This is a genomic window from Diaphorobacter sp. LR2014-1, from assembly GCF_002916785.1.
GTDB lineage: Bacteria > Pseudomonadota > Gammaproteobacteria > Burkholderiales > Burkholderiaceae_C > Diaphorobacter > Diaphorobacter nitroreducens.
In genome coordinates this window covers 1-20,477 of record NZ_MTBE01000007.1, presented here as the reverse complement: position 1 = coordinate 20,477, position 20,477 = coordinate 1, and the positions used below count along the sequence as shown (strand labels likewise).

Sequence of the window (20,477 nt, the reverse complement as noted above, 5' to 3'; positions counted from 1 at the left end):
AGCGACTCAGCCGTCTGAATTTAAATCCCGTGTGGGAAATAATCTTTGGCAGGGGAGGAAGGACTCGAACCCTCGCATGCCGGAATCAAAATCCGGTGCCTTAACCAACTTGGCGACTCCCCTACGCAGGTCAGCTGTCTTGCGTCAGCTCACCCAGTATCTTTTCATCCAAAACCCAATCCGCTAGCGGATGAGACTTTAGATTTTCACACACTTTGACATGCCAAGCAGCGGGTGCATCGTGCAGATCGACAGCGTGTGTGATTCGTGCAAACACCGCACTTCCAGAGCCTGTCATGCGTCCTCGCAACCCTTTTGATTCAAGCCAATTGATGGCTTGCGTGATCTCGGGGCACAAGGCTTGTGCGACTGGCTGCAGGTCATTACTTCCAAATTGGTAGTGTGTTGCAGCAAAGCCTGAAATTGTAGCACAACTCGAATCACGTTTAAGGGAGGGATGCGAAAAAATCATTCTCGTATCCAGCCCCGCTTCGGGCTTGACCACCGCGAAAGCCGCAGGCGGAAGTTGGTGCTCCAACTCAAGAGGGCGAATTATGTCACCAATTCCCTCGACCCAGGCGCTTGCGCCGCACAAAAAAAACGGAACATCGGCGCCCAGCGTCAGGGCGATCGAGTGCAACTGCTGCCGAGACAGTTTCAACTTCCACAAGCGGTTGAGCGCCAGCAACGTGCTGGCCGCGTCCGAAGATCCGCCACCCAAGCCGGCTTGTGCGGGGATGTGTTTAGAGACGCCGATATGTACCCCTTGCGGGCAACCGGTGGCCTTTTGCAGCGCACGTGCGGCGCGCACGACCAGATCGTCCGCAGGCAGGGCGCTGGTAAGGTCTTCACGTGTGACGGCCCCATTGCCGCCCACCTCGAAATGCAGAACATCGCACCAATCGATCAACATGAAGACCGACTGCAGCAGGTGATAGCCATCGGGCCTGCGACCCGTGACATGCAGAAACAGGTTCAGTTTGGCCGGCGCCGGCACGTCGTACAGGGCTTGCATGGAAAGCGGTCAGAGGCTCAAGACAATGCGCAGCGTAGTGCGAGGCAGCGGCTGCTCGCGCGTGGCCGACAAGCGCCCCTGCTGCAGGGCATCGAGGTTGGTGCGCCAGCCGGCGACCTGGAGGGATTCGCCCTTCAGCCAGCTGAAAAGCGCGTAAATGGGTAGGTCGCTGCCGGTCAGGTCATGTACCAGGGTCTGCAGCGAGGCAGCCTCCCTGCGTTCCTGCCCCTGGACCAGCACGGCGCGATGCGGAGTCCATTCCACACGCGCGATGATGTTGCCCAGCGGGTTGATGAGAGTGAGCTCTCCCGCGGAGGGGTGGCCCTTCAATTCAAAACCGGCACTGAAGGATTGGCCTGCATCGTCTTCCACCTGAACGGCCAGCCGGCCCGACCAGTGGTCCGGGCTGGCGTCCGCAGGGCGTGGCGGCTGCGCGCAGGCGACCAGGGTTGCAGCTGCGACGATCCCGAGCACCAGCCGGCCGCGCAGAGGGCGGTGGTCAGCCGCCAGTTGCGGCGGGCTCACAGACGCACTCCCAGCCGGTCGAGCGTGCCCTTGAGTGTGTCGTTGTCTTTGTTGATACGCAGGCCCTCGCGCCAGATGTCACGCGCGCGATCATGCTGTCCCAGAGACCACAGAACTTCGCCGATGTGGGCCGCTATCTCTGCGTCCGGTTGTGTTTCGTAGGCGCGTTTCAGGATGGTCAGCGCTTCCTGGCGGTTGCCCAGGCGGAATTCCACCCAGCCCAGACTGTCGGTGATGAACGGATCGTTCGGTGCAAACTCCAGCGCTTTGACGATGAGCGCCTTGGCTTCCTCCAGCCGTACGCCCCGCTCTGCGAGGGAAAACCCCAGGGCATTGAGTGCGTGGTGGTAGTCGGGTTGGCGGGCGATGATGGCGCGCAAGAGGCGTTCCATGTCGTCGAGGCGGCCCGCCTTTTCCGCCAGCATGGCTTGGTCGTAGGCGAGGTCGTTGTCCGCCGGCGCCAGCGCTACGGCCTTGCCGAGGACCGTGTAGGCCTGTGCATATTGTTTTGCTTCGCGCAGCAACTGGGCTTCGGCCTGCAACTTGAGGCGTTCCTGATCCGGGGTGCTTGCGGGCACGGCGCGGATCAGTGCGCGCGCCTCTTCCAATTTGCCCTGGCGTGCGAGCAGTGCAGCGCGGCGGCTTTGAGCCGTGAGCAGTTCGGCGGCATCTTCAATGCGCGAAAGCCAACCTTCCGCCTCGGCGTAGTCGCCACGCTTCTCCGCTACTTGCGCGTGCATCAGATACGCCTGGGTGAGCGCGCGCTTGCGTTGGGGCGTGGCGGGCAGGTCTTCGAGCAAGCCGGTAAAACGCCGCAGTGCCTCCTCCGCCTGGTCCAGCCGTCCGCCTTGCAGGTGTAGCGACGCCTGCAACAACCAGGCTTCGGGCATGTCGGCCTGTTCGCGATTGACTGCATCCAGCTGGAACTGTGCGTCGGCCAGGCGCTGAGACTCCAGCAGCAGGCGTGCGTAGGCCATTCGGACTTCGGGCAGGGGCTTGCCGGCCAGGTAACCCGCGAGCAGCGGCTCTGCCTGCGTGACGCCCTCTGCGAGCAACTCGAGCGCCAGCATGGCGGCGCCATCGTCGGCGGGGTCTTGTGCATGGGCCTGGCTCGCCGCCTCCAGGGCGCCCGCCTTGTCGCTGGCTGCCAGGTCCATGCGCCCCACGGTGGTCCATGCAATGGGACCGATGGCCGGGTGGTTCAGTTCTGCCTGCAGGGCCTGGCGCACCACCTGCGCGGCCAGTGCCTTGTCGCTGGCACGGCCATAGAGCTGAGGCAGCGCGCGGATGGTGGATATCTTGTCGCGCGTCGGCGCGGTGCTCAGTTCCTGCTTCAAGGGGTCGGCGCTATCGCCGATGCGATTGAGGGCGACCAGGATGCGCAGCATGTAGCGATTGGCATCGCGCGACTGCGGCAGGGCCTCCTTCCACGCACGCGCGGCCATCAAGGCGTATTCGCCCGAGCGCGACTGCAGGGCGATCTCGGTGGCGCGGCGGTACAACTGTGGGTCGCCGCTGCGGCGTGCAGCGTCCAGCATCAGGGCATAACCGGTGCCGGGGTCGCCCCGGCTGGTGGTCATCTCGCCCAGCAGCAATTCGTAGAACAGCTCGGCATTCAAGGCGGCTGCATCGTCGCTGGCAGCCGCATCGGTATCTTCCAGCTCGGCTGGGGGGGCGGGGACGGTGGACTGGGCAGGCGTCTGGGCCATGGCCGGCAGCATGCTCGCCGCAGCCCAACATGCCAGTGCGACGGCCCTGAAACGAAGAGATTGCACCATCGGCCCATAATAATCCATGGCTCTTGAACTTCTTGACGAGTATTGCGATGCCTGAGCTGCCGGAGGTGGAAGTCACGCGGCGCAGCTTCGCTGGCGCGATCGAGGGCGCAACTGTCCGCGGCATTACGGTGGGCAAGCCCTTGCGCTGGCCGCTGGGCACGGAGCCCGCAGTATTGGTCGGGCGGCGGGTGTGCGGTGTGCGCCGGCGCGGCAAATATCTGTTGCTGGATCTGGATGAAGGGCTGCTGCTCATTCACCTGGGCATGTCGGGCAGCTTGCGCTTTGCACGCGACCTGCCCGCGCGCGGCGCCCACGACCATTTCGAACTGATAATGGACCAGGGCACGCTGCGGCTGCACGACCCGCGGCGCTTCGGCGCCGTGGTCTGGGCGGCGGGTGAGTCCGATCCCCGTGCACGCAAGCTGCTCGATGGGTGGGGATTGGAGCCGTTGGGCGAGGACTTCGCCTTCGAGTCCTTCCACGCGGGGCTGCGCGCCAAACGCACGCCCATCAAGCAACTGCTGCTCGCGGGCACGGTGGTCGTGGGCGTGGGCAATATCTATGCCTGCGAGGTGCTGTTCCTCGCGGGCATCCGGCCAACCATCCGCGCTTGCGCGATCGGACCCCAGCGAGCCCGGCGCCTGCACGGCGCAATCCGCGAGGTGCTGGCGCGCGCGGTGGAGCGGGGCGGCAGCACGCTGCGTGATTTCTCCAGCGCCGACGGCAGCGCCGGGCATTTCCAATTGGAGGCCAATGTCTATGGCCGCGCGGGCCTGCCGTGTCGCCAGTGCGGTACGCCCGTGCGTCTGTTGCGCCAGGGGCAGCGCAGCACCTATTTCTGTCCGCACTGCCAGCGCGCCTGACCGGGCTGCGTGGCGGCGGACCGGCGCAATGGCGATGCTATATTGCGCCATCTCCCGCCCACGCGGGCGCTTGCATTGATATCCGGGAGCAAAGTGGGACCTTCATTCAACGAACAGTTTGACCAGCACGGCGCATGGAGGCGTGCTTTCGCCCAGCAACTCAAGCGCCTGGGGCAATGGATGGGTTCGCACGACCTCATGGACGCGGCTGTGGAGGAGCGTCTGCAGCGGCTGGAAGAGCAGGTGCGCAGCGACAAGGTGACTGTCGCTTTTGTGGCGGAGTTTTCGCGCGGCAAGTCCGAGCTCATCAATGCGATCTTCTTCGCCGGCTATGGCCGGCGCATCATGCCGGCCAGTGCGGGGCGCACCACTATGTGTCCGACCGAGCTGGGCTATGAAAACGGCACCGCCCCCAGCCTGCGCCTGCTGCCTATCGACACGCGCATGCAGTCCCTGGGGCTGGCCGAGTGGCGCCTGAAGGCAGACCGCTGGGTGAAGGTGCCGCTGGACATGGACGACCCGGCCCAACTCGCCCAGGCGCTTGAAAAAGTATCGGAAGTGCGCCGCGTGTCCGTGGATGAGGCGCGTGCGCTGGGTTTCTGGAGCGATGAAGCCGCCGACGAGAACCCCGTGCTGGACGCTGCGGGCATGGTCGAGGTGCCGATGTGGCGGCACGCGGTCATCAACATTCCACATCCGCTGCTCAAGCAGGGGCTCGTGATTCTGGATACGCCGGGCCTGAACGCCGTGGGCGCGGAGCCCGAGCTCACCATCAACCTCATCCCGCAGGCCCACGCCGTGGTGTTCATCCTGGGCGCGGACACGGGCGTGACGCGCTCGGACCTGACCATCTGGCGCGACCACCTGGGCACGGCTGAAGACGCGACCGATGCGCGGCTGGTGGTGCTGAACAAGATCGACACGCTGTGGGACACGCTCAGTTCCCCGTCGCAAGTGCAAGCGCAGCTGGAGCGCCAGCGCCAGACATCGGCCGAATTGCTGGGCGTGCCGCTCAGCCATGTCGTGCCCGTGTCGGCCCAGAAGGGCCTGGTGGCCAAGATCAACTGTGATGACATCCTGCTGGAGTCCAGTGGGCTGCCGCTGCTGGAGGAAGCGCTGGCCGAGGGCATCATGGGCCGGCGCCAGGCCATCCTGCGGGCCACGGTGGCCAGCGGCGTGGCAAGCCTGCAGTCCGAGACGCGGCGGGTGATCAACATCCGCCGGCGCGATCTGGATGATCAGATGCTGGAGTTGCGCAGCCTGCGCGGCAAGAATGCCTCGGTGATCGACGCCATGCGCGGGCGCATCGAGCAGGAGCAGCAGGAGTTTGAAGCCAGCACGGCCAAGATCCAGGCCGTGCGGGCAGTGCACCTGAAGATGCTGCGCGAGGTGTTCCACCAGCTTGGGCCGCGTTCGCTCAAGGCGCAACTGGTGGAGCTCACCGAGGCGCTGCAGCCCAAAGGGCTCAAGCTGGGCGTGCGCAAGGTATATGGCGACACCTTCGCCAAGGTGCGCACCATCATGGAGGCCGCGCAGTCCACGGGCATCGAGATCCAGGCCATGCTGGGCGGCACCTTCCGCCAGCTCAACACGGAGTTCGGCTTCTCGTTGCAAGTACCTGCGGCGCCCCAATTGGGTAACTATGTGCAGGAGATCGTGGCCATCGAGCAGCGGCACCTGCAATACGTGGGCATGGGCAACACGCTGCGCCTGGCGCAGCCAGAGTTCGCGCAGCGCTTGTTGCGGGCCATGGGCCTGCGCCTGCGCACCGTGTTCGAGTCCGCGGCCAACGAGCTGGAGCTGTGGAGCAAGACGGCCACGGCGCAGCTGGACGCGCAACTGCGTGAGCGCAAACGCAGCTTCTCGCGGCGCATCGAGGCGGTGAACCGCATCCAGCAGGCCGCCAACGGGCTGGTGGACCGCATCGCCGAGATCGAAGAGGCCGAGCAGCACCTCGCCGAACTGGAGCAGCGGCTGACCGAGCTGACCTCCGACCTCGTGCGGCAGCCGCAAGCGCCTGAGGGCGTGGACATCGACATACCCCTTACCGAACTCCAGCCGCTCGCGGCGTCATGAGCGGTCCGTCCGCAGAGCTGGCGACCCAGGTGGTGCGCTGGCAGGCAGCGCATGGGCGCAACCACCTGCCTTGGCAGAACACGCGCGATGCATACCGCGTGTGGCTGTCGGAGATCATGCTGCAGCAGACCCAGGTGGCCACGGTGCTGGAGTACTACGCGCGCTTTCTGGCGCGCTTTCCCGACGTGCGCCAACTGGCTGCTGCGCCGCAAGACGAGGTACTGGCGCTGTGGAGCGGCCTGGGTTACTACAGCCGCGCGCGCAACCTGCACCGCTGCGCGCAGATCGTCGTGCACCAGCACGGGGGGGAGTTCCCCCGCACGGTGGATGAGCTGGCGGCCCTGCCGGGCATCGGCCGCTCCACGGCAGGGGCGATAGCCGCTTTCTGCTTCGGCGCACGGGCGCCGATCCTGGATGCCAACGTGCGACGCGTGCTCACGCGGGTGCTGGGGTTCGGCGCCGACCTGGCCGAGGCGAAGAACGAGCGCGCGTTATGGCAGCAGGCCGAGGCGCTGCTGCCACAGCAGGACCTGTCCCATGCCATGCCGCGCTACACGCAGGGCCTGATGGACCTGGGCGCCGGCATCTGCCTGCCCCGCAACCCCAACTGCCTGCTGTGCCCCTTGCAAGAGGCCTGCGTGGCGCGCCGCGACGGCAACCCGCAGGACTACCCGGTGCGCACGCGCAAGCTCAAGCGCAGCGCGCAGGCCTGGTGGCTGCTGCTGCGCCAGGATGGTGCGGGCCGGCTGTGGCTGGAGCGGCGTCCGCCCATCGGCATCTGGGCGGGGCTGTACTGTCCGCCGGTCTATGACAGCCGCGCGGCGCTGGACGAGGCGCTGCAGTTGCACGCCAGCTGCGATGCGCGGGATCTGCCGGCCTTCACCCACGTGCTGACGCACCGCGACCTGCACCTGCATCCGGTGCTGGCGCGCGATGCAACGCCGCAGCCGAGCGCGCATTGCGCTGAGCAGCAGTCGGGGTGGTTCGCTCCGGCGCAATGGCCGGCGCTGGGGCTGCCCGCGCCCGTGCGCAAGCTGCTCGCCTCCCTTGGGGACGGCTGTCAAAAATGAGAGCTGGTAGCGACCGTAGATAGGCGACTTCCGGTAGAAAACTATTGCAAGTCGTTCAATAGCAAGCGCTAGCAGCTACTAAAACAATAGCTGTCACCTAGCGGTGCATGCTAGATGCCGTCGAGCTCGCGGTGGCGGCGCAGCGTATTCCAGCGGCCCTCGAAGCGCGCCGCCAGCTGCTCCACCAGGTAGACGGAGCGGTGCTGTCCTCCCGTGCAACCGATGGCCACGGTCACGTAGCTGCGGTGGTTGTGGGCCAGCGCGTCCAGCCAGTGGTCCAGGAAGTCGCCAATGTGCGCCAGCATCAGCGCTACTTCGGGCTGCTGACGCAGGTAGTCGATGACCGGCGCGTCCTTGCCCGTGAGGGCGCGCAAGAGCGGCTCGTAGTGGGGATTGGGCAGCATGCGCACGTCGAACACATAGTCGGCATCCATGGAGATGCCGCGCTTGAACGCAAACGACTGGAACACCAGGGTCAGCCGACTCGGCGGCACCGACAGCAGGTCCTTCACATAGCTCAGCAATTGCGCGGACCGCAGGGTGCTGGTGTCGATGACGTGTGCCTGCTCGCGCAGCGGGGCCAGTAGCTCGCGCTCCAACCGCATGGTGTGCAAAAGCGGGCGCGGACCTTCGCGCATCTCGGCCTGGGACAGAGGGTGGCGGCGCCGGGTTTCTGAAAAACGCCGCACCAGCACGTCGTCGGTGGCGTCCAGGAACAGTTGGCGCACCTGCACGCCCTGCTCGCGCAGGCCGGCCAACTGCTGCGGCACCAGGGGCAGGGCGGTGGCGCTGCGCACGTCCATGGCCACGGCAACGCGGTGGCCGTGGTGCGCGTGCTCCAGCTCCACGAAGGAGGTCAAAAGTTCCGGCGGCAGGTTGTCCACGCAGTAGTAGCCCGCGTCTTCGAGTGCATGCAGCGCGACGGACTTGCCCGAGCCGGACATACCGGTGATGACGACGACTTCCAGATCCATGGCTCAGGGTGTGGGTTTGGCGGCGCCCTGCAGCATCTCGCGTGCATGCGCCAGGGTGGTAGGGGACAGACGCTCGCCGCCCAGCATGCGCGCAATCTCGGCCACACGCGCCTCCTCGTTGGCGGCGGCCACGCTGCTGGTGGTGCCCTTGGCGTGCTTGTGTTTGGCCACCACAAGGTGATGGTCCGCGCACGCGGCCACCTGGGGCAGGTGGGTGACGGCCAGTACCTGCCGGGCCGTCCCGAGCTGCTGCATCAGACGGCCCACGGTCTCCGCCACGGCGCCGCCCACGCCCGAGTCCACCTCGTCAAAGATCAGTGTGGGCGCCTCGCCCAGCTCGCTGGTGGTGACCGAGATCGCCAGCGCCATGCGCGACAGCTCGCCCCCCGACGCCACCTTGCCGATGGGCCGCGGCGTCATGCCCGGGTGGCTGCTGACCAGGAAAGCCACCTGGTCGATGCCGTGCGGCCCAGGCTCGGCCTTGTCCAGTTGCACCTCGAAGCGCCCGCCCGCCATGCCCAGGCCCTGCATGGCGCGGGTGATGGCCTGCGCCAGTAGCGGCGCAGCCTTGGCGCGCTTTTGCGACAGGGCGCGTGCGGCCTTCTGGTAAGCGGCGCCATGGGCTTGCTCGGCAGCCTGCAATGCGGCCAGGTCAGTGGCGCTGTCCAAACGGTGCAGCGTGTCCTTCCAGTCTTGCAGCAGCGCGGGTAGTTCGGGTGGGGTGCGCTTGTAGCGGCGCGCGAGCTGCATCCACTGCGATACGCGGGCGTCCAGCTGCTGCAGCCGATCCGGGTCGGGCTCCGCGTGGCGCAGGTAGCTTTGCAGAGAGTGCGCCACATCGCCCGCCTGGGCGATGCAGGAGGTCAGCACCTCATTCATGGTGCGAAACGACGGGTCCACATGCTCGTAGTCCTGCAGCAGGTGCTGTGCCTGCGCCAGGGCCCGCAGCGCGCCGCCTGCGTCTTCGTCCTCCAGCACAGTCAGGGCGGCCTGGGCGTTGTCCAGCAGCGACTGGGCGTTGGATAGTCGCGCATGCTCGGCATTGAGCTCCTCCCATTCGCCATCGCGCGGCGCCAGCTTGTCCACTTCGCCGATCTGCCACTGCAGGCGCTCGCGTTCCTGTTGCAGCGTGTCCTGGGCAGCGCGGGCGTGGGTCAGCGCCTGCTGCGCGTCGCGCCAACTCGTCCACAGCGCGGCCAAGGGTTGCACCTGCGCACCGGCATAGGCGTCCAGCAGGCCGCGCACGGCGTCGGGCCGCGTCAGGCTCTGCCAGGCGTGCTGCCCATGAATGTCCAGCAGATGCTCGCCCACGGCACGCATCTGCGCTGCCGTGGCGGGGATGCCGTTGATCCAGGCGCGGCTCTTGCCTTGCACATCGACGGTGCGGCGCAGCAGCAGCGTGTCGTCGCGCGGAAAACCCGCCTCGTCCAGCCAGGCTGCCAGCGCGATGGTGCCACCGTCGAATTCGGCGCAGACGTCGGTGCGCTGCGCGCCTTCGCGGATCACACCGGAGTCGGCACGCGCGCCCAGCACCAGTTGCAACGCGTCGATCAGGATGGACTTGCCGGCACCGGTTTCACCGGTGAGCACGGTGAAGCCGGCATGCAGGTCCAGCTCGAGCGATCGCACGATCACGAAATCGCTCAGGGCGATCCGCCTCAGGGCCATGGTCAGGAACCTCCCTCGTACCAGCCCAGCTTCTTGCGCAGGGTGGCAAAGTAACTCCAGCCGCGCGGGTGCAGAAAGCACACCCGGTGCGCGGAACGGCGCACCAGTATGCGGTCGCCATGTTGCAGCGATGCGAGCGACTGCATGTCGAAGTTGGCGCTGATGTCGCGCCCGCCGGCCACCTCAATGGCCACCTCAGTCGCGTCGGAAAGCACGATCGGCCGGTTGGACAGGGTGTGCGGCGCGATCGGCACCAGCACCCAGCCGGGGATCGATGGGTGCAGCATCGGGCCGCCTGCAGACAGGGCATACGCCGTGGAGCCGGTGGGCGACGCGACGATCAGGCCGTCGGCGCGCTGGTTAGAAACGAATACGCCGTCCACCTCCACGCGCAGCTCCACCATGCCGGAGGTGGAGCCGCGGTTGACCACGACGTCGTTGAGGGCCAGCGCCTCGAACACGCACTCGCCACCGCGCATCACGCAGGCCTGCATCAACGGGCGCACGTCTTCTTCGTAGTCTCCGTGCAGGATGGGCGTGAGCGCGTCCTGGTAGCCCTCCAGCGGAATGTCGGTAATGAAGCCCAGCCGCCCCTGGTTGATGCCCACCAGCGGCGTGCCGTAGCCGGCCAGCCGCCTGCCCACGCCCAGCATGGTGCCGTCGCCGCCTACGACCAGGCACAGGTCGCATTGCCGGCCGATCCCCTCCACATCCAGCGTGTGGTATTGCGTGAGGCCCGTGTGGGCGGCGGTTTCGGCCTCCAGCGTCAACTCGCAGTCCTGCTGGGTGACGAACTGGGCAATGCTCTCGATGATCTGCCGTGCGCTGTCGGACGCTGAAACGGCGCCAGGCCCCGGGTATTTGCCTATGACTGCAACGCGGCGGAAGATGGGCTTCATGCAGAAATTACATCATTAAAGTGATGTCATTTTGCGGACGCGCTTGAGCATGCGTTCTTTGCACGCGCTGTCACGCTCCGATTCCAGCGCGGCCACGACGATCCAGTCCTTGGGGTCCTTGCCAAGCTCTTCCGCGAGGGCTCCGGCAATGGCGGGGCTGAGGCTTCCTCTGTACTTCGCTGTGTACAGGGCGCGCTTTGTGAGTCCAAGCGATTCAGCCCAGGCGCTGAGGTCTTTAACTTGCTCTGCATCTGCTAGCAAATTCATAGTGCTGTGCATCTTCACTCCTTTACTCGTGTTGTATAAAAGTTACACGAGTTGAATAAATCATACTAGGCTCTTGTTATTCCTTGTGAATAACGATAGGCTCCGTTCGTTACGCGACTTGTGTAACGCATCTAGGAGCCGGCAATGCCCCATTCCCCCATCACCGCAGGAACCCAGGTCGTCTACCAAGACGGTATCTACACCGTCCGCGCCGTAGACGGCAACGTCCTCGAGCTGGCCTACCACACGGGCGATTTCTTCCGCCTGGTGCACGCCTCCAGCGTTCTCGTTTGCCCACCCCCTGCCGCCCCAACGGTACCGGCCAGCTTGCCGGCTCCAGCCGATGCCGGGCAGGGGGCGGGCACCCATCAAGGCCGAACAGTTGATGTCGAGCTTGCCCATTGCACTGAATGCGACTGGGAGGGGCCTCTTTGCAACGCTGAGTTCTTCTGTCATCGACCGCCCGATGTTGTGATTGGGTGTCGCTTTTGTGGCAGTGCATTGAGGCTCATGCGATGAGGCTCGTTTCCAAACACGCCCAGGTCGGCTACCAGACCCCTGGCGATCGCCCCGGCTGCCGCAACTGCGCGCACTTTGAAGTCACGCGCCATGACAGCCCGGTCATCGCCCCGCGCACGGCCTGCACGCTGCATGACCTCGAGGTGACCAGCGGCGGTATCTGCAACAGCCACAAGCTCCAGCGCAAGGCCGGCGAGGCCGAGCTCGCATTCCTGGCCCGCCAGTGCGATCTGTTTAAGCGCCAGGTGCAGGAGCTGCAGCCGCGCCTTGTCGATACCCGCGTCTTTCCCTCGGTTGGGGAACTGTACGAAGGCAAGCCCATGACTGTGGCCAAGCACCGCCGCTTGACGGTCGAGCAACTGGTGACCAATGAGGAAGCCTCGGGCGATCCCGAGCTGGTGGCCATCGCGGCCAAGCGCCGCCGCTGGGCGGGCATGCCTCCCCAAGCTAGGGAGCGCCGCGCATGAAGCCCATCAACGGCGGCCAGTCGGCCTTGATCCACATGCAGGGCCGCCCCGCGCCGGTTCGAACCTGGCTTGTCAAGCACCCTCCGGGGGTGTTGGTTCCCGGGTCCACTGTCGAAGTGCATCCCACGCACAGCATCAAGAAGTTCTACACCGTTGACTCGTTCGATGGCTACGTGCGCCAGCTGCGCGCATTTGGCTACACGGTGCAGTTCACATCTCCCTTCACCGCTACGGTGGTCACGTCCCCCTTCACGGCGAACGTGGAGGCCAAGCAATGACAGCAGCACAGCTCCACGACTCCCCCCCATCCGCATGGGGAGGGAGTCGCTTTTCCTGGCGCCTGCGGCCGGTTCCGGCTGTTGGCGCGACAGCGCCTTCCGCCCGTGCTGTAACACGGGTGGAAAGTTCATCCGCCACGGCCCAAGACAGCCCGCGCGCCAAGATCGATTGGTTGAACGCCACGTTCGAGAAACCTGCCATGACGGTGCACGGCCTTGTCCGGTTCCTCAACGGACTCATGCCTGGCCGCCTGGATGCCACGCTGGACGGCGGCCTGTTCGGCTTCACTGAGCGCTACAGGTTGCAGCTACGCCTGGACGATGGCGCGAAGGTCGAAGTCGGTGCCATCGCCCTCGGCGGCGAATCACAGGTAGGCAAATGGCTGCTGCAGCTCAACGGCAAGGGCTGCGGCATGGTCACTGACTGGGAGAGCGTGCAGGAGCTGCTGGAAGGCCTGGGCGCGGCTATCTCCCGCGTTGATTTGGCGGTGGACTTCCTCGAGGGCGAATACAGCGTAGACGACGCGCTGACCCTCTACGACACAGGCGCATTCATCAACCGTGGGCGGAACCCTGAACTCGACACGCAGGGTAGCTGGCACGAATCAGGCCACAAGGGGCGAACCATGTACGTGGGCAAGTTGAAGCACGGGAAGACGCTGTGCGTCTACGAAAAGGGCCGCCAGCTCGGCATGCCCGATAGCGACTGGACGCGTTTTGAAGTGCGCCTGGGCAACCGCGATCGCGTCATCCCTCTGAGCGTGCTCACCAACCCTGACGAGGCATTCGTGGGTGCCTATCCGGCCTTGCGCGACTTGCTCCAAGCGGCCGCCCTCGAAATCCCCACGCAGCGCGAAGAAACCAAGGGCACGCTTGCCCACGCGCTCTATCACATGCGCCGCTGCTTTGGCGCGCATGCACACCAGGCAATGGAGGCCACCGGCTGCACGGCAGGAGACCTCATTGAGGAAGTGCGGGTGCACCGAATGCCCCGCAAGTTGGACCCCTCCGGCGTTGTTGCCGGACTCGCATGGCCCGAGCTGCAGGCCCAGATTGAAAGACTGAAGACATGAACGCACCCGCCACCGCATCCCCATCCCAGGGAATCAAGCTCGTCCCCATGCAAGTGCTCATCCGGGGCCGCATCGACGCTGTGCGCCGCCACGACAAGACTACGTACACGCGCATCGTCACGCCCGCGCCCGATCCGTACAGCCGTCCCCAGACAGTCGAGGTGCGTAGCCGCCAGCGCCTGGGCCAGACCGGCGACGAAATCACCGTGCTGGCCCAGCTCGGGGGCTACACGCGCAAGCCGTTCCGCAGCATTGACAAGGAAACCGGCGAGACCACCATGGTGACGCCGGTGGACCACACGGTGGATGCCGTCGAATGACCTCCCTCGACCTTGAGCACTTTGCCAAGGCCGTGGCGGAGATCGGCTTCATTGCCGGTGTCGTCGGCGGCATCTTCGGCCTGGCGTGCGCCAGGGTTTTGCAAGACTTGACTGACATGTTCTTGGCCTGGGAAGAGCGCCGCAGTCGCATCGGTCAAGCGAGGCAGCGCAGCTTCGACAGGGCGTGCGCCAGCGCGCAGGCCGACCAGGCGCGAGCTTGCGAGCGCGAGGGCGGCATGCGCCCTATGCACGAGGAGTAGATATGGACGATTACGAAGACTTTGACGATGACGCCGAGCGCTGCGAAGAGCGTGGCTCGGAAGACATTGAAGACTCTCCGGAGGAGCTCTCCGGCGTGTTCTTGTACCGTTGCTGCTCCTGCGGCCATGTTGCGATGTAGCCGTCATGTACTGCTTGCGCAATGACGTTCAGGGCTATCTGGAAGTGTCTTGCGACACGCCCGACGCGCTTATCGTTGTCACCAGGTTGGAACTGGCTCAGTTGAGCCCGTTCTACCTGGACCCCCAATCTGCAGTGGAAATCGGAGGTGCCCTGCTGATGGTCATGACCGTAGCTTGGTTGCTGCGGCAGGCCCGTAAATACCTCGAATCGGAGTGAGAAAAATGAACCTCGTGAACGTTGAGAAACGCCGCGCTCTGTCTGCTGTGAACGCTGCTGTGGACCTGGCCCGCAAGGCTGGTGACGCACTGGCGCGTCCTGCGGTGGTGGGCCTGACGGGCTTGGTCGTGGCTGGTGGCGCTCGTGCCCAGGCCGTGACCATCGACACCACGGAAATCGTGGGCACGATCAGCGGTGGCGTGACTGCCGTCAGCGCCATCGGCGTGGCCGTGATCAGCCTGATTGTCGTGATCAAGCTCTACAAGTGGGTTCAGCGCGTCCTGTAAGGACGGCTTTTGGAAGGGGCGTGCTCGCAAGGGTGCGCCCCTTTTTTCTTCACCAACCTGGGGACGGTCATGGGGTTTTGGATTCTCGTCGCGCTGGTGCTGGCTGGCGCAATCATCTTTTGGCCATGAGGTGCGGCATGGCTTATATTCTCCGCTTGATCCTTCTAGCTTGCGTTGCATTTTTCTCTGCGCAATCTAATGCCGCTACCCTGTATCAAAACTGCAAAGGGCAAGGCTATGACTATGGTGATCTAAAGACTTCCCTTCTTCCGGCTGGTCACTATTGGGCCTATTATGATGAGTTTTTTTTACCAACTAATACAAACTGTAAGCAGGTTAATGGCTGGCATTGCCCTAACAATCAATCATATAAAGCCGTCGATCAGTGCGTTGCCGCCCCAAAGTGCGCTGACAATGAAGTTTTAAAAGACGGCGTTTGCGTCGCGCGATCTGATCCTGTTGCTGAGTTCTGTGCTGCTCTACCTGGAGCGCAGTATTCCAATCAGGAGGTGGTGACCGGTAGCAGTGCGCCGCCCTCTGTTGGCTGCACGCCGACGATGTATGTTGATCAGACGACGCGGGGGTGTGGCGGAACGTTTCAGCGGGAGTTCAGCGCGCAGCACGACGGAAAGTGGTACCACTACGGCACGCTCACGCTGACGGGTGGTACCTGCAACCTCGTAGAAGGTGCCACGGGAGAGAACCCGGACGGCACCACGCCCACGGACGCTGCGCCGCCTGCTGATGATCGCAAGTGTCCTAATGGCTTCCCTGGTACGGTGAACGGCATTGAAACCTGCGTTCCGTATTCCGGTCAGAACGGTGTGGGCGTGTCTGGTGGCACGACGACGACGACGAACCCTGACGGAAGCACGACCACGACAACGACGCAGGGACAGACTTCGTGCACTGGTGCTTCGTGCACCACCACAACCACCACGACGACGACAACTGGTGGTGGCACGCCGTCAACAACGACCACCAGCACTACGACCACGCGCAATGAGTTCTGCCGCAAGAACCCGACTGACCCTGTTTGTACTGGGTCGGCTACTGGCGGTGATGGCGGTGGTGACGGCAACGGTGATGAAGAGGCTTCTAGCTTTGGTGGCTCCTGCGGTGCCTGGACATGCGAAGGTGATGCGATCCAGTGTGCGATAGCCCGAGAGCAGCATCAGCGTAATTGCAAGTTGTTAGACGAGCCGCCTGACAGCGTCTATGCGGCCGCGGCTGACGGCAGCGACGGCATCAGCGCCGACAAGCTCAAGAGCGAAGCTCAGCAAGTCAGCGTCGGTAGCTTCGATTCTTCCGGCTTCGGCTGGGGCAGTTCATGCCCCGCGGACCCGTCCATTCCGCTCAACTTCGGTGGCATATCTGCCGAGTTCAGCATTCCGTTCTCTCGCATCTGCGGTCCTTTGGGCGTTCTGTCCATGGCCGGCGTCGGCATCACGCTGCTTGGCTCCATGGTCTGGGTGCTCGGTGGCCGCAATAACAGGGGGTAGGCTATGCCGTGGATCATTTCCGTCTTGCTCGGCGGCCTGCTGCGCTTGGTCAGCAGCTTCGTTGGCCGCGTGCTGGTGGCCCTGGGCTTCGGCTTTGTCGAGTACACGGGCATCAGCGCCCTGGTCGATTCTGTCAAGGCCCAGGCGACAGGCTTGCTGTCGTCGGTGGGAGCGTCCAGCCTGGCCGAGTGGGCCGGCTTCTTTCGCATCGATCAGCACTTGTCCATTGTGATCAGTGCCATCGGCGTGAAGGTGCTCTTGAATTCCCTCGGCGGTGACAAGGTGCGCCGCTTGGTGCAGAGGTAAGCCATGCCTATCAATTTCGTCACCGGTCTCCCCAGGCAGGGGAAAACGCTCTTCACGTTCATCCAGGTGCAGGAGCGCGCCAAGAAAGAGGGCCGCCCGGTCTTCTACTGCAACATCCCCGAAGTCACGCTTGACGGTTGGCAGGAAATCGACCACCCCGACAAGTGGATGGAGTGCCCCAACGACTCCATCATCGTCGTCGACGAGCTGCAAGACTTCTGGGGCATGGCTCCGCCTGGCGCAAAGGTCCCGCTACCCATCCTGGAGCTATCCAAGCACGGCAAGCGCGGGATCGACTTCTACTTCATCACCCAAGACCCTACGCTGGTGCACGCCACGCCGCGCAAGCTCTGCGAGACCCACTGGCACGTGGTGCGCGCCTTCGGCAGCGAGAATGCCGTCGCCCACAAATTCAACCGCATGCAGACTGACCCGGAGCGGGTCAAGGCCAAGAGCGAGAAATACCCCTGGCGCTACCCTAAAGAAGCGTTTGGCAAAAAGGACAAGGCAGGCAATTGGATCAGCAAGCCTTGGTACAAGAGCGCCGATGTGCACAACATCAAGCGCCAAATCCCGCTCAAGCTCTGGGCCATTCCCGGCGGCCTCGTCATGGCCGGCCTGGCCGTGTGGGCCGGCATACATCTGTTCGGTGGCGTGCTGGAACGCGCCAAGGGGGCCAATGCGCAGCTTCCGGGCGTTGCAGTGGCGCCTGGTGCCGGTGCTCGGGCAGTAGATGCCCCTGGTCCTGGTGCGTCTCCGCCATCTGGCCGCGCTTTGGCAGTTGCGGAGTATGTTGATCAGCGCAAGCCGCGCCTGCCTGGGTTCCCCAACACGGCCCCGGTGTATGACCAGGCCACGCAACCCGTCGAGGCTCCATACCCTGCAGCCTGTGTCAAGATGGGCCAGCGTTGCGACTGCTATACCCAGCAAGCGACGCTGCTACAGGTGGCTCACGACGTGTGCATACAGATCGTCCAGCGTGGCTATTTCATGGACTGGAAGCGCCCGACGACGGAGGTAGTGCGACAGCCGCGGCGCGACGAACCAATGCGCCAGGCTGCGCCAGTGCAGCCGCCCGTGGTCATCAACATGCCGACCCAGGCCCAGCCGGTGCAGCCGGTGTCTGAATGGTCGCAGGGGCTCGCGGCCCGCAACGCCGAAGTGCGCTCCATGGTGCGCTAGTCGGCGCGCAGGTCCTGGTCGTCTACGGTTTCCTTGACCAGTGCCCAGCGATAGCCGGCAGGGGCGGGCGGTCTTTCGTGGGTGCGGCGGTTGCCTCCCGCTTCACGGATGCCATCGCGCACCCCGGCTTTGATCACCCAGTACGTAGCCCAAAACAGCAAAATCAGGATGATCAAGCCCACGACGGCTTCAAAGATCATGGCTCGCATCGCCATTTGTTCAAGCTGCTGGTAGTTCATGGGCGGGAGTCTATCTTCCCCAACTCAGGGAAAAATGATCCCCTTGGGGTATGGGGCAACGCCCCATGGTTCCGCCTGGCCGCGCCCCTGGCCCCATGGCACGGGGCACCAGGTGACCCCGCGCCCGCAGCAACCATGCCCACCAGGCCGAAGGCAACCCGAAGGTGTCGCGGCATTCGCGCCCCTGCAGCAGTTCGCCGCGAAGCGCACGGGTGAAGCCACTGGGAGGCCTACTCGTGCTTGAAAAACACGGTATTGCGCGAAGCGCTCCAACGCCTGCAGCGCGATAGCATCGCCCCATAGGGAGGTGAGAGTTGACAGTCTGGGGCTACGCGAGAGTGTCAACGCTGGAACAGAACACGGCGGCGCAGATGGCCGCGTTCCGGCGTGCTGGGATAGATCGTGTGATTCAAGAAAAACGCTCTGCAGTGAAGGACAGGCCAGAGCTCGAAAAGCTGCTGGCAAGGCTCCAGGCCGGCGACGTGCTGGTGGTCTACAAGTTGGACCGTCTGGCGCGATCTGTGTCCCACTTCGTCAAAGTGTTCGACGCGCTCAAGGCCAAGGGCGTAGGGTTCCGCTCGCTGACTGAAGCGATTGAGACCGACACGGCGCAAGGGCGCATGTTCGTGCACCTGCTGACGGCGTTCGCTGAGTTTGAGAGGGAGTTGATCCGGGAGCGTTGCCTAGCTGGGCAACGTGCTGCGAGGGCAGCGGGGAAGACATGGGGCAGAAAGCACTAGCCGTTCTCGGAAAGAGTTGCTAAGGTAGCCCTGATTGGCCCACAATGCGCCCCAGTCAACGACTGGGGCGCTTCTTTGTCTGAGGTGAAATCGCTTCCAGGAGCGGTTTCGTCCGGCGAATGGCCTTGGCGGTTCCCTCCGACCGCCGCCGGCATCCAGGTCAACCACTGCCGGAACCCTAAGTGCGCCAACTTTGGCGTACCGCCCCACAACGAGTCCAAGCGTGGGGCCGCCGCCCGAAAGCCGGGTGGATACGCACCCGGAGACTACCGCGTTGTCGCCAGCGGTAAGGGTCAACCAAATCTGTTTTGCCACCTTTGCAGGGAAAGCTTTCCCATGCAGAGCAATCTGGCCATCGCGGAAGAGTTATTGCGAATCGGCAGATACCTGGAGCCCCAGCTTCCAACGTGTCCCAACGAGGACTGCGAGCTATTCCGCAAAGCCGAACCTGAACATAGTGGGCGGCACACAAGATTCGGAACTAACGCACACGGCACGCCGCGATTCAAGTGCGGAGCCTGTCGAAAGATATTCGTCTTTGGCGGTCGCTCGACAAAGCGCCAACAGAAAACCCATCCGAACATTGGCATATTCGAGCATCTGATGAATTCGATGCCCTTGCGGCGAATCATCAAGGTGCTGGGAATTTCGCCTGCTATTCTCTACGACCGAATCGACTTTATCCACGAGCAATGCCAGATTTTTGCTGGCGAGCGAGAGCGCGGGCTTCTTGACCGGGAGGACCTCGGCAAGAGGTATATCTCGACCGACCGACAAAAGCTCATTGTCAACTGGTCGGACCGGAAGAGCAGAAAGAACACTGTCCTCCTTTCCATCGCGAGCGCCGACCAAATAACAGGCTACCTGTACGCGGCGAACGTCAACTTCGATGGCGAGATGGATAGTGAGAAGGTCAAGGAGGAGATGACCAAATTCGGCGACCAGCGATTGGCAAAACCCTTTCGACGGTTTGCTCGGGTTTGGTTACCCCAAGACTGGGATGACGCTGCGGTACGGGCTGCCGCGAGCCGTAAGGGCACCCGACGGGCCAGCGAGGAGCCAACTGAGCTGCCTGGGGAGCTGCTCGCGGCTGTCAAGGACACCTATGACGCGGCTCAGGAGCGCGAGGACATCGAGAGCGGCGACGACCCCTCGACGGCGACCAGGGCGCCGGCCAAGGGCATGCTCTTGCACGAGCAGACCGTCATGGCGGCACATATTCAGTTCGTGACGAGATTGCTGCAGAAGGCAGAGAAACTAAGATTCTTCGTTGACCAAGAATCTGGTATTCGGGCTGCAATCTTGGTGAGCGTTCCGGAGCGCGTTCTAAATAGGACCGCAGACGCATTCTACGTAAAGGTCCTCAAGGAATTCACGGTTGACCAGAAGAAGGGGATTGTTGGCGCTGCCAAGCGGCGACTCCGGAAGGTAATGAGTGACGCCGGAGTTGACGAGGAAGAGGCCAGCTTAATCCTGGCCCTGGAAGAGTTAAGCAGCCCAACACTTATTGGCAAGTGGGGCGACCCTTGGTTTCGACATCCAATCGCGGACATGCGAGAGCCACAAAAGGGAGTTTCGTGGCTCACTGATATTGACGAACCCGAGACTGACCCGGAAAAGCGGAGTGACCAGCTTCGTCATTTTGCCCGGCTGCACCTGAAGGCGTCATTGACGGCTGTTGATAGATTCTTCATGCAAGTTCGACGGGCGCTCACGGTAGCCGAACGAGGGGTTATCAGCGCGAGCGCCGACAGAAGACTTTGGTTTGGTAAGAATGCCTATAACCCAGCGGTTCTGGTGAAACTGGTAGA

At 63.8% G+C, this 20,477-nt stretch carries 24 protein-coding genes and 1 tRNA gene; 16 read left to right on the top strand and 9 right to left on the bottom strand.

What is annotated here, in order from left to right; translation table 11 throughout:
- Positions 1 to 46 precede the first annotated feature (46 nt).
- The 4 genes from BV908_RS07810 to BV908_RS07795 all read right to left on the bottom strand — a co-directional run bounded on the left by BV908_RS07810 (position 47) and on the right by BV908_RS07795 (position 3,336).
- Positions 47 to 123: transfer RNA gene (locus BV908_RS07810), tRNA-Gln, on the bottom strand.
- Positions 124 to 130: 7 nt separating this feature from the next.
- Positions 131 to 1,015: a 4-(cytidine 5'-diphospho)-2-C-methyl-D-erythritol kinase gene (gene ispE, locus BV908_RS07805; RefSeq protein WP_103737767.1), complete on the bottom strand. Its 885-nt coding sequence runs from the start codon at positions 1,013 to 1,015 to the stop codon at positions 131 to 133.
- A gap of 9 nt (positions 1,016 to 1,024) precedes the next feature.
- Positions 1,025 to 1,540, bottom strand: a complete 516-nt coding sequence (locus BV908_RS07800) for a lipoprotein insertase outer membrane protein LolB (RefSeq protein ID WP_103737766.1) — start codon at positions 1,538 to 1,540, stop codon at positions 1,025 to 1,027.
- A complete protein-coding gene (locus tag BV908_RS07795; RefSeq protein WP_103737765.1) occupies positions 1,537 to 3,336 on the bottom strand; it encodes a tetratricopeptide repeat protein in 1,800 nt (599 codons plus the stop codon). The genes BV908_RS07800 and BV908_RS07795 overlap by 4 nt, the downstream gene beginning before the upstream one ends.
- A 29-nt stretch (positions 3,337 to 3,365) precedes the next feature.
- Here BV908_RS07795 and mutM point away from each other — a divergent pair, with 29 nt between their 5' ends.
- The 3 genes from mutM (at position 3,366) to mutY (ending at position 7,327) form a co-directional block, all read left to right on the top strand.
- Positions 3,366 to 4,181 (top strand): bifunctional DNA-formamidopyrimidine glycosylase/DNA-(apurinic or apyrimidinic site) lyase, encoded by an 816-nt coding sequence (gene mutM, locus BV908_RS07790; RefSeq protein ID WP_103737764.1) that lies wholly within the window; start codon positions 3,366 to 3,368, stop codon positions 4,179 to 4,181.
- Positions 4,182 to 4,274: 93 nt separating this feature from the next.
- Positions 4,275 to 6,257, top strand: coding sequence for a dynamin family protein (locus BV908_RS07785; protein WP_103737763.1), 1,983 nt, complete (start codon positions 4,275 to 4,277; stop codon positions 6,255 to 6,257).
- Positions 6,254 to 7,327 (top strand): A/G-specific adenine glycosylase, encoded by a 1,074-nt coding sequence (mutY, locus tag BV908_RS07780; RefSeq protein WP_103737762.1) that lies wholly within the window; start codon positions 6,254 to 6,256, stop codon positions 7,325 to 7,327. The genes BV908_RS07785 and mutY overlap by 4 nt, the downstream gene beginning before the upstream one ends.
- Positions 7,328 to 7,437: 110 nt before the next feature.
- Here mutY and rapZ read toward each other — a convergent pair whose 3' ends face one another.
- The 4 genes from rapZ to BV908_RS07760 are packed head-to-tail and all read right to left on the bottom strand — an operon-like array spanning position 7,438 to position 11,147.
- Positions 7,438 to 8,301: an RNase adapter RapZ gene (rapZ, locus tag BV908_RS07775; protein ID WP_011804346.1), complete on the bottom strand. Its 864-nt coding sequence runs from the start codon at positions 8,299 to 8,301 to the stop codon at positions 7,438 to 7,440.
- 3 nt (positions 8,302 to 8,304) lie between these two features.
- Positions 8,305 to 9,969, bottom strand: coding sequence for a DNA repair protein RecN (gene recN, locus BV908_RS07770; protein ID WP_103737761.1), 1,665 nt, complete (start codon positions 9,967 to 9,969; stop codon positions 8,305 to 8,307).
- A gap of 2 nt (positions 9,970 to 9,971) precedes the next feature.
- On the bottom strand, positions 9,972 to 10,868 hold the full coding sequence (locus BV908_RS07765) for an NAD kinase (protein ID WP_012655803.1): 897 nt from the start codon (positions 10,866 to 10,868) through the stop codon (positions 9,972 to 9,974).
- 15 nt (positions 10,869 to 10,883) lie between these two features.
- Complete coding sequence (locus tag BV908_RS07760; protein ID WP_012655804.1) at positions 10,884 to 11,147, bottom strand: hypothetical protein; 264 nt, start codon at positions 11,145 to 11,147, stop codon at positions 10,884 to 10,886.
- Positions 11,148 to 11,650: 503 nt separating this feature from the next.
- Here BV908_RS07760 and BV908_RS07750 point away from each other — a divergent pair.
- The 11 genes from BV908_RS07750 (at position 11,651) to BV908_RS07705 (ending at position 17,687) form a co-directional block, all read left to right on the top strand.
- A complete protein-coding gene (locus BV908_RS07750; protein WP_103737759.1) occupies positions 11,651 to 12,121 on the top strand; it encodes a hypothetical protein in 471 nt (156 codons plus the stop codon).
- Positions 12,118 to 12,399: a hypothetical protein gene (locus BV908_RS07745; RefSeq protein WP_103737758.1), complete on the top strand. Its 282-nt coding sequence runs from the start codon at positions 12,118 to 12,120 to the stop codon at positions 12,397 to 12,399. Before BV908_RS07750 ends, BV908_RS07745 begins: the two co-directional genes overlap by 4 nt.
- Positions 12,400 to 12,572: 173 nt before the next feature.
- Complete coding sequence (locus BV908_RS07740) at positions 12,573 to 13,472, top strand: replication initiation factor domain-containing protein (protein ID WP_172751360.1); 900 nt, start codon at positions 12,573 to 12,575, stop codon at positions 13,470 to 13,472.
- Positions 13,469 to 13,792 (top strand): single-stranded DNA-binding protein, encoded by a 324-nt coding sequence (locus BV908_RS07735; RefSeq protein ID WP_103737756.1) that lies wholly within the window; start codon positions 13,469 to 13,471, stop codon positions 13,790 to 13,792. Before BV908_RS07740 ends, BV908_RS07735 begins: the two co-directional genes overlap by 4 nt.
- Entirely contained in the window at positions 13,789 to 14,052 is a 264-nt protein-coding gene (locus BV908_RS07730) for a hypothetical protein (protein WP_103737755.1), read from the top strand. Before BV908_RS07735 ends, BV908_RS07730 begins: the two co-directional genes overlap by 4 nt.
- A gap of 2 nt (positions 14,053 to 14,054) precedes the next feature.
- Positions 14,055 to 14,192, top strand: a complete 138-nt coding sequence (locus tag BV908_RS22415; RefSeq protein WP_172751359.1) for a hypothetical protein — start codon at positions 14,055 to 14,057, stop codon at positions 14,190 to 14,192.
- A gap of 5 nt (positions 14,193 to 14,197) precedes the next feature.
- The gene (locus BV908_RS07725) at positions 14,198 to 14,410 is read left to right on the top strand and encodes a hypothetical protein (protein ID WP_103737754.1); all 213 of its coding nucleotides are present in this window, start codon (positions 14,198 to 14,200) and stop codon (positions 14,408 to 14,410) included.
- 5 nt (positions 14,411 to 14,415) lie between these two features.
- Complete coding sequence (locus tag BV908_RS07720; protein WP_103737753.1) at positions 14,416 to 14,697, top strand: major capsid protein; 282 nt, start codon at positions 14,416 to 14,418, stop codon at positions 14,695 to 14,697.
- A 137-nt stretch (positions 14,698 to 14,834) separates the two neighbouring features.
- Positions 14,835 to 16,199 (top strand): hypothetical protein, encoded by a 1,365-nt coding sequence (locus BV908_RS22080; protein WP_146052209.1) that lies wholly within the window; start codon positions 14,835 to 14,837, stop codon positions 16,197 to 16,199.
- A gap of 3 nt (positions 16,200 to 16,202) precedes the next feature.
- Positions 16,203 to 16,505, top strand: a complete 303-nt coding sequence (locus BV908_RS07710) for a DUF2523 domain-containing protein (RefSeq protein WP_103737751.1) — start codon at positions 16,203 to 16,205, stop codon at positions 16,503 to 16,505.
- 3 nt (positions 16,506 to 16,508) lie between these two features.
- Positions 16,509 to 17,687: a zonular occludens toxin domain-containing protein gene (locus BV908_RS07705; protein WP_103737750.1), complete on the top strand. Its 1,179-nt coding sequence runs from the start codon at positions 16,509 to 16,511 to the stop codon at positions 17,685 to 17,687.
- On the opposite strand, the gene BV908_RS07700 is transcribed toward BV908_RS07705, so the two are convergent.
- Positions 17,684 to 17,926 (bottom strand): hypothetical protein, encoded by a 243-nt coding sequence (locus BV908_RS07700; RefSeq protein ID WP_103737749.1) that lies wholly within the window; start codon positions 17,924 to 17,926, stop codon positions 17,684 to 17,686. The two genes, BV908_RS07705 and BV908_RS07700, sit on opposite strands and share 4 nt — an antisense overlap.
- 314 nt (positions 17,927 to 18,240) lie before the next feature.
- On the opposite strand from BV908_RS07700, the gene BV908_RS07695 reads away from it, so the two are divergent.
- The gene (locus BV908_RS07695; protein ID WP_281631029.1) at positions 18,241 to 18,666 is read left to right on the top strand and encodes a recombinase family protein; all 426 of its coding nucleotides are present in this window, start codon (positions 18,241 to 18,243) and stop codon (positions 18,664 to 18,666) included.
- A 336-nt stretch (positions 18,667 to 19,002) separates the two neighbouring features.
- Positions 19,003 to 20,477 (top strand): hypothetical protein (locus BV908_RS07690; RefSeq protein ID WP_146052208.1); only part of this gene is annotated, 1,475 nt, incomplete at its 3' end.

Excerpts from the sequence above, each read along its gene's own strand:
- BV908_RS07745 (WP_103737758.1), top strand. The coding sequence starts at position 12,118 with ATGAAGCCCATCAACGGCGGCCAGTCGGCCTTGATCCACATGCAGGGC.
- BV908_RS07795 (WP_103737765.1), bottom strand. The coding sequence starts at position 3,336 with ATGGATTATTATGGGCCGATGGTGCAATCTCTTCGTTTCAGGGCCGTC.
- BV908_RS07710 (WP_103737751.1), top strand. The coding sequence starts at position 16,203 with ATGCCGTGGATCATTTCCGTCTTGCTCGGCGGCCTGCTGCGCTTGGTC.
- BV908_RS07750 (WP_103737759.1), top strand. The coding sequence starts at position 11,651 with ATGAGGCTCGTTTCCAAACACGCCCAGGTCGGCTACCAGACCCCTGGC.
- ispE (WP_103737767.1), bottom strand. The coding sequence starts at position 1,015 with ATGCAAGCCCTGTACGACGTGCCGGCGCCGGCCAAACTGAACCTGTTT.
- mutY (WP_103737762.1), top strand. The coding sequence starts at position 6,254 with ATGAGCGGTCCGTCCGCAGAGCTGGCGACCCAGGTGGTGCGCTGGCAG.
- BV908_RS07720 (WP_103737753.1), top strand. The coding sequence starts at position 14,416 with ATGAACCTCGTGAACGTTGAGAAACGCCGCGCTCTGTCTGCTGTGAAC.
- mutM (WP_103737764.1), top strand. The coding sequence starts at position 3,366 with ATGCCTGAGCTGCCGGAGGTGGAAGTCACGCGGCGCAGCTTCGCTGGC.
- BV908_RS07765 (WP_012655803.1), bottom strand. The coding sequence starts at position 10,868 with ATGAAGCCCATCTTCCGCCGCGTTGCAGTCATAGGCAAATACCCGGGG.
- BV908_RS07700 (WP_103737749.1), bottom strand. The coding sequence starts at position 17,926 with ATGAACTACCAGCAGCTTGAACAAATGGCGATGCGAGCCATGATCTTT.
- BV908_RS07730 (WP_103737755.1), top strand. The coding sequence starts at position 13,789 with ATGACCTCCCTCGACCTTGAGCACTTTGCCAAGGCCGTGGCGGAGATC.
- BV908_RS22415 (WP_172751359.1), top strand. The coding sequence starts at position 14,055 with ATGGACGATTACGAAGACTTTGACGATGACGCCGAGCGCTGCGAAGAG.
- BV908_RS07705 (WP_103737750.1), top strand. The coding sequence starts at position 16,509 with ATGCCTATCAATTTCGTCACCGGTCTCCCCAGGCAGGGGAAAACGCTC.
- BV908_RS22080 (WP_146052209.1), top strand. The coding sequence starts at position 14,835 with ATGGCTTATATTCTCCGCTTGATCCTTCTAGCTTGCGTTGCATTTTTC.
- BV908_RS07760 (WP_012655804.1), bottom strand. The coding sequence starts at position 11,147 with ATGCACAGCACTATGAATTTGCTAGCAGATGCAGAGCAAGTTAAAGAC.
- rapZ (WP_011804346.1), bottom strand. The coding sequence starts at position 8,301 with ATGGATCTGGAAGTCGTCGTCATCACCGGTATGTCCGGCTCGGGCAAG.
- BV908_RS07725 (WP_103737754.1), top strand. The coding sequence starts at position 14,198 with ATGTACTGCTTGCGCAATGACGTTCAGGGCTATCTGGAAGTGTCTTGC.
- BV908_RS07735 (WP_103737756.1), top strand. The coding sequence starts at position 13,469 with ATGAACGCACCCGCCACCGCATCCCCATCCCAGGGAATCAAGCTCGTC.
- recN (WP_103737761.1), bottom strand. The coding sequence starts at position 9,969 with ATGGCCCTGAGGCGGATCGCCCTGAGCGATTTCGTGATCGTGCGATCG.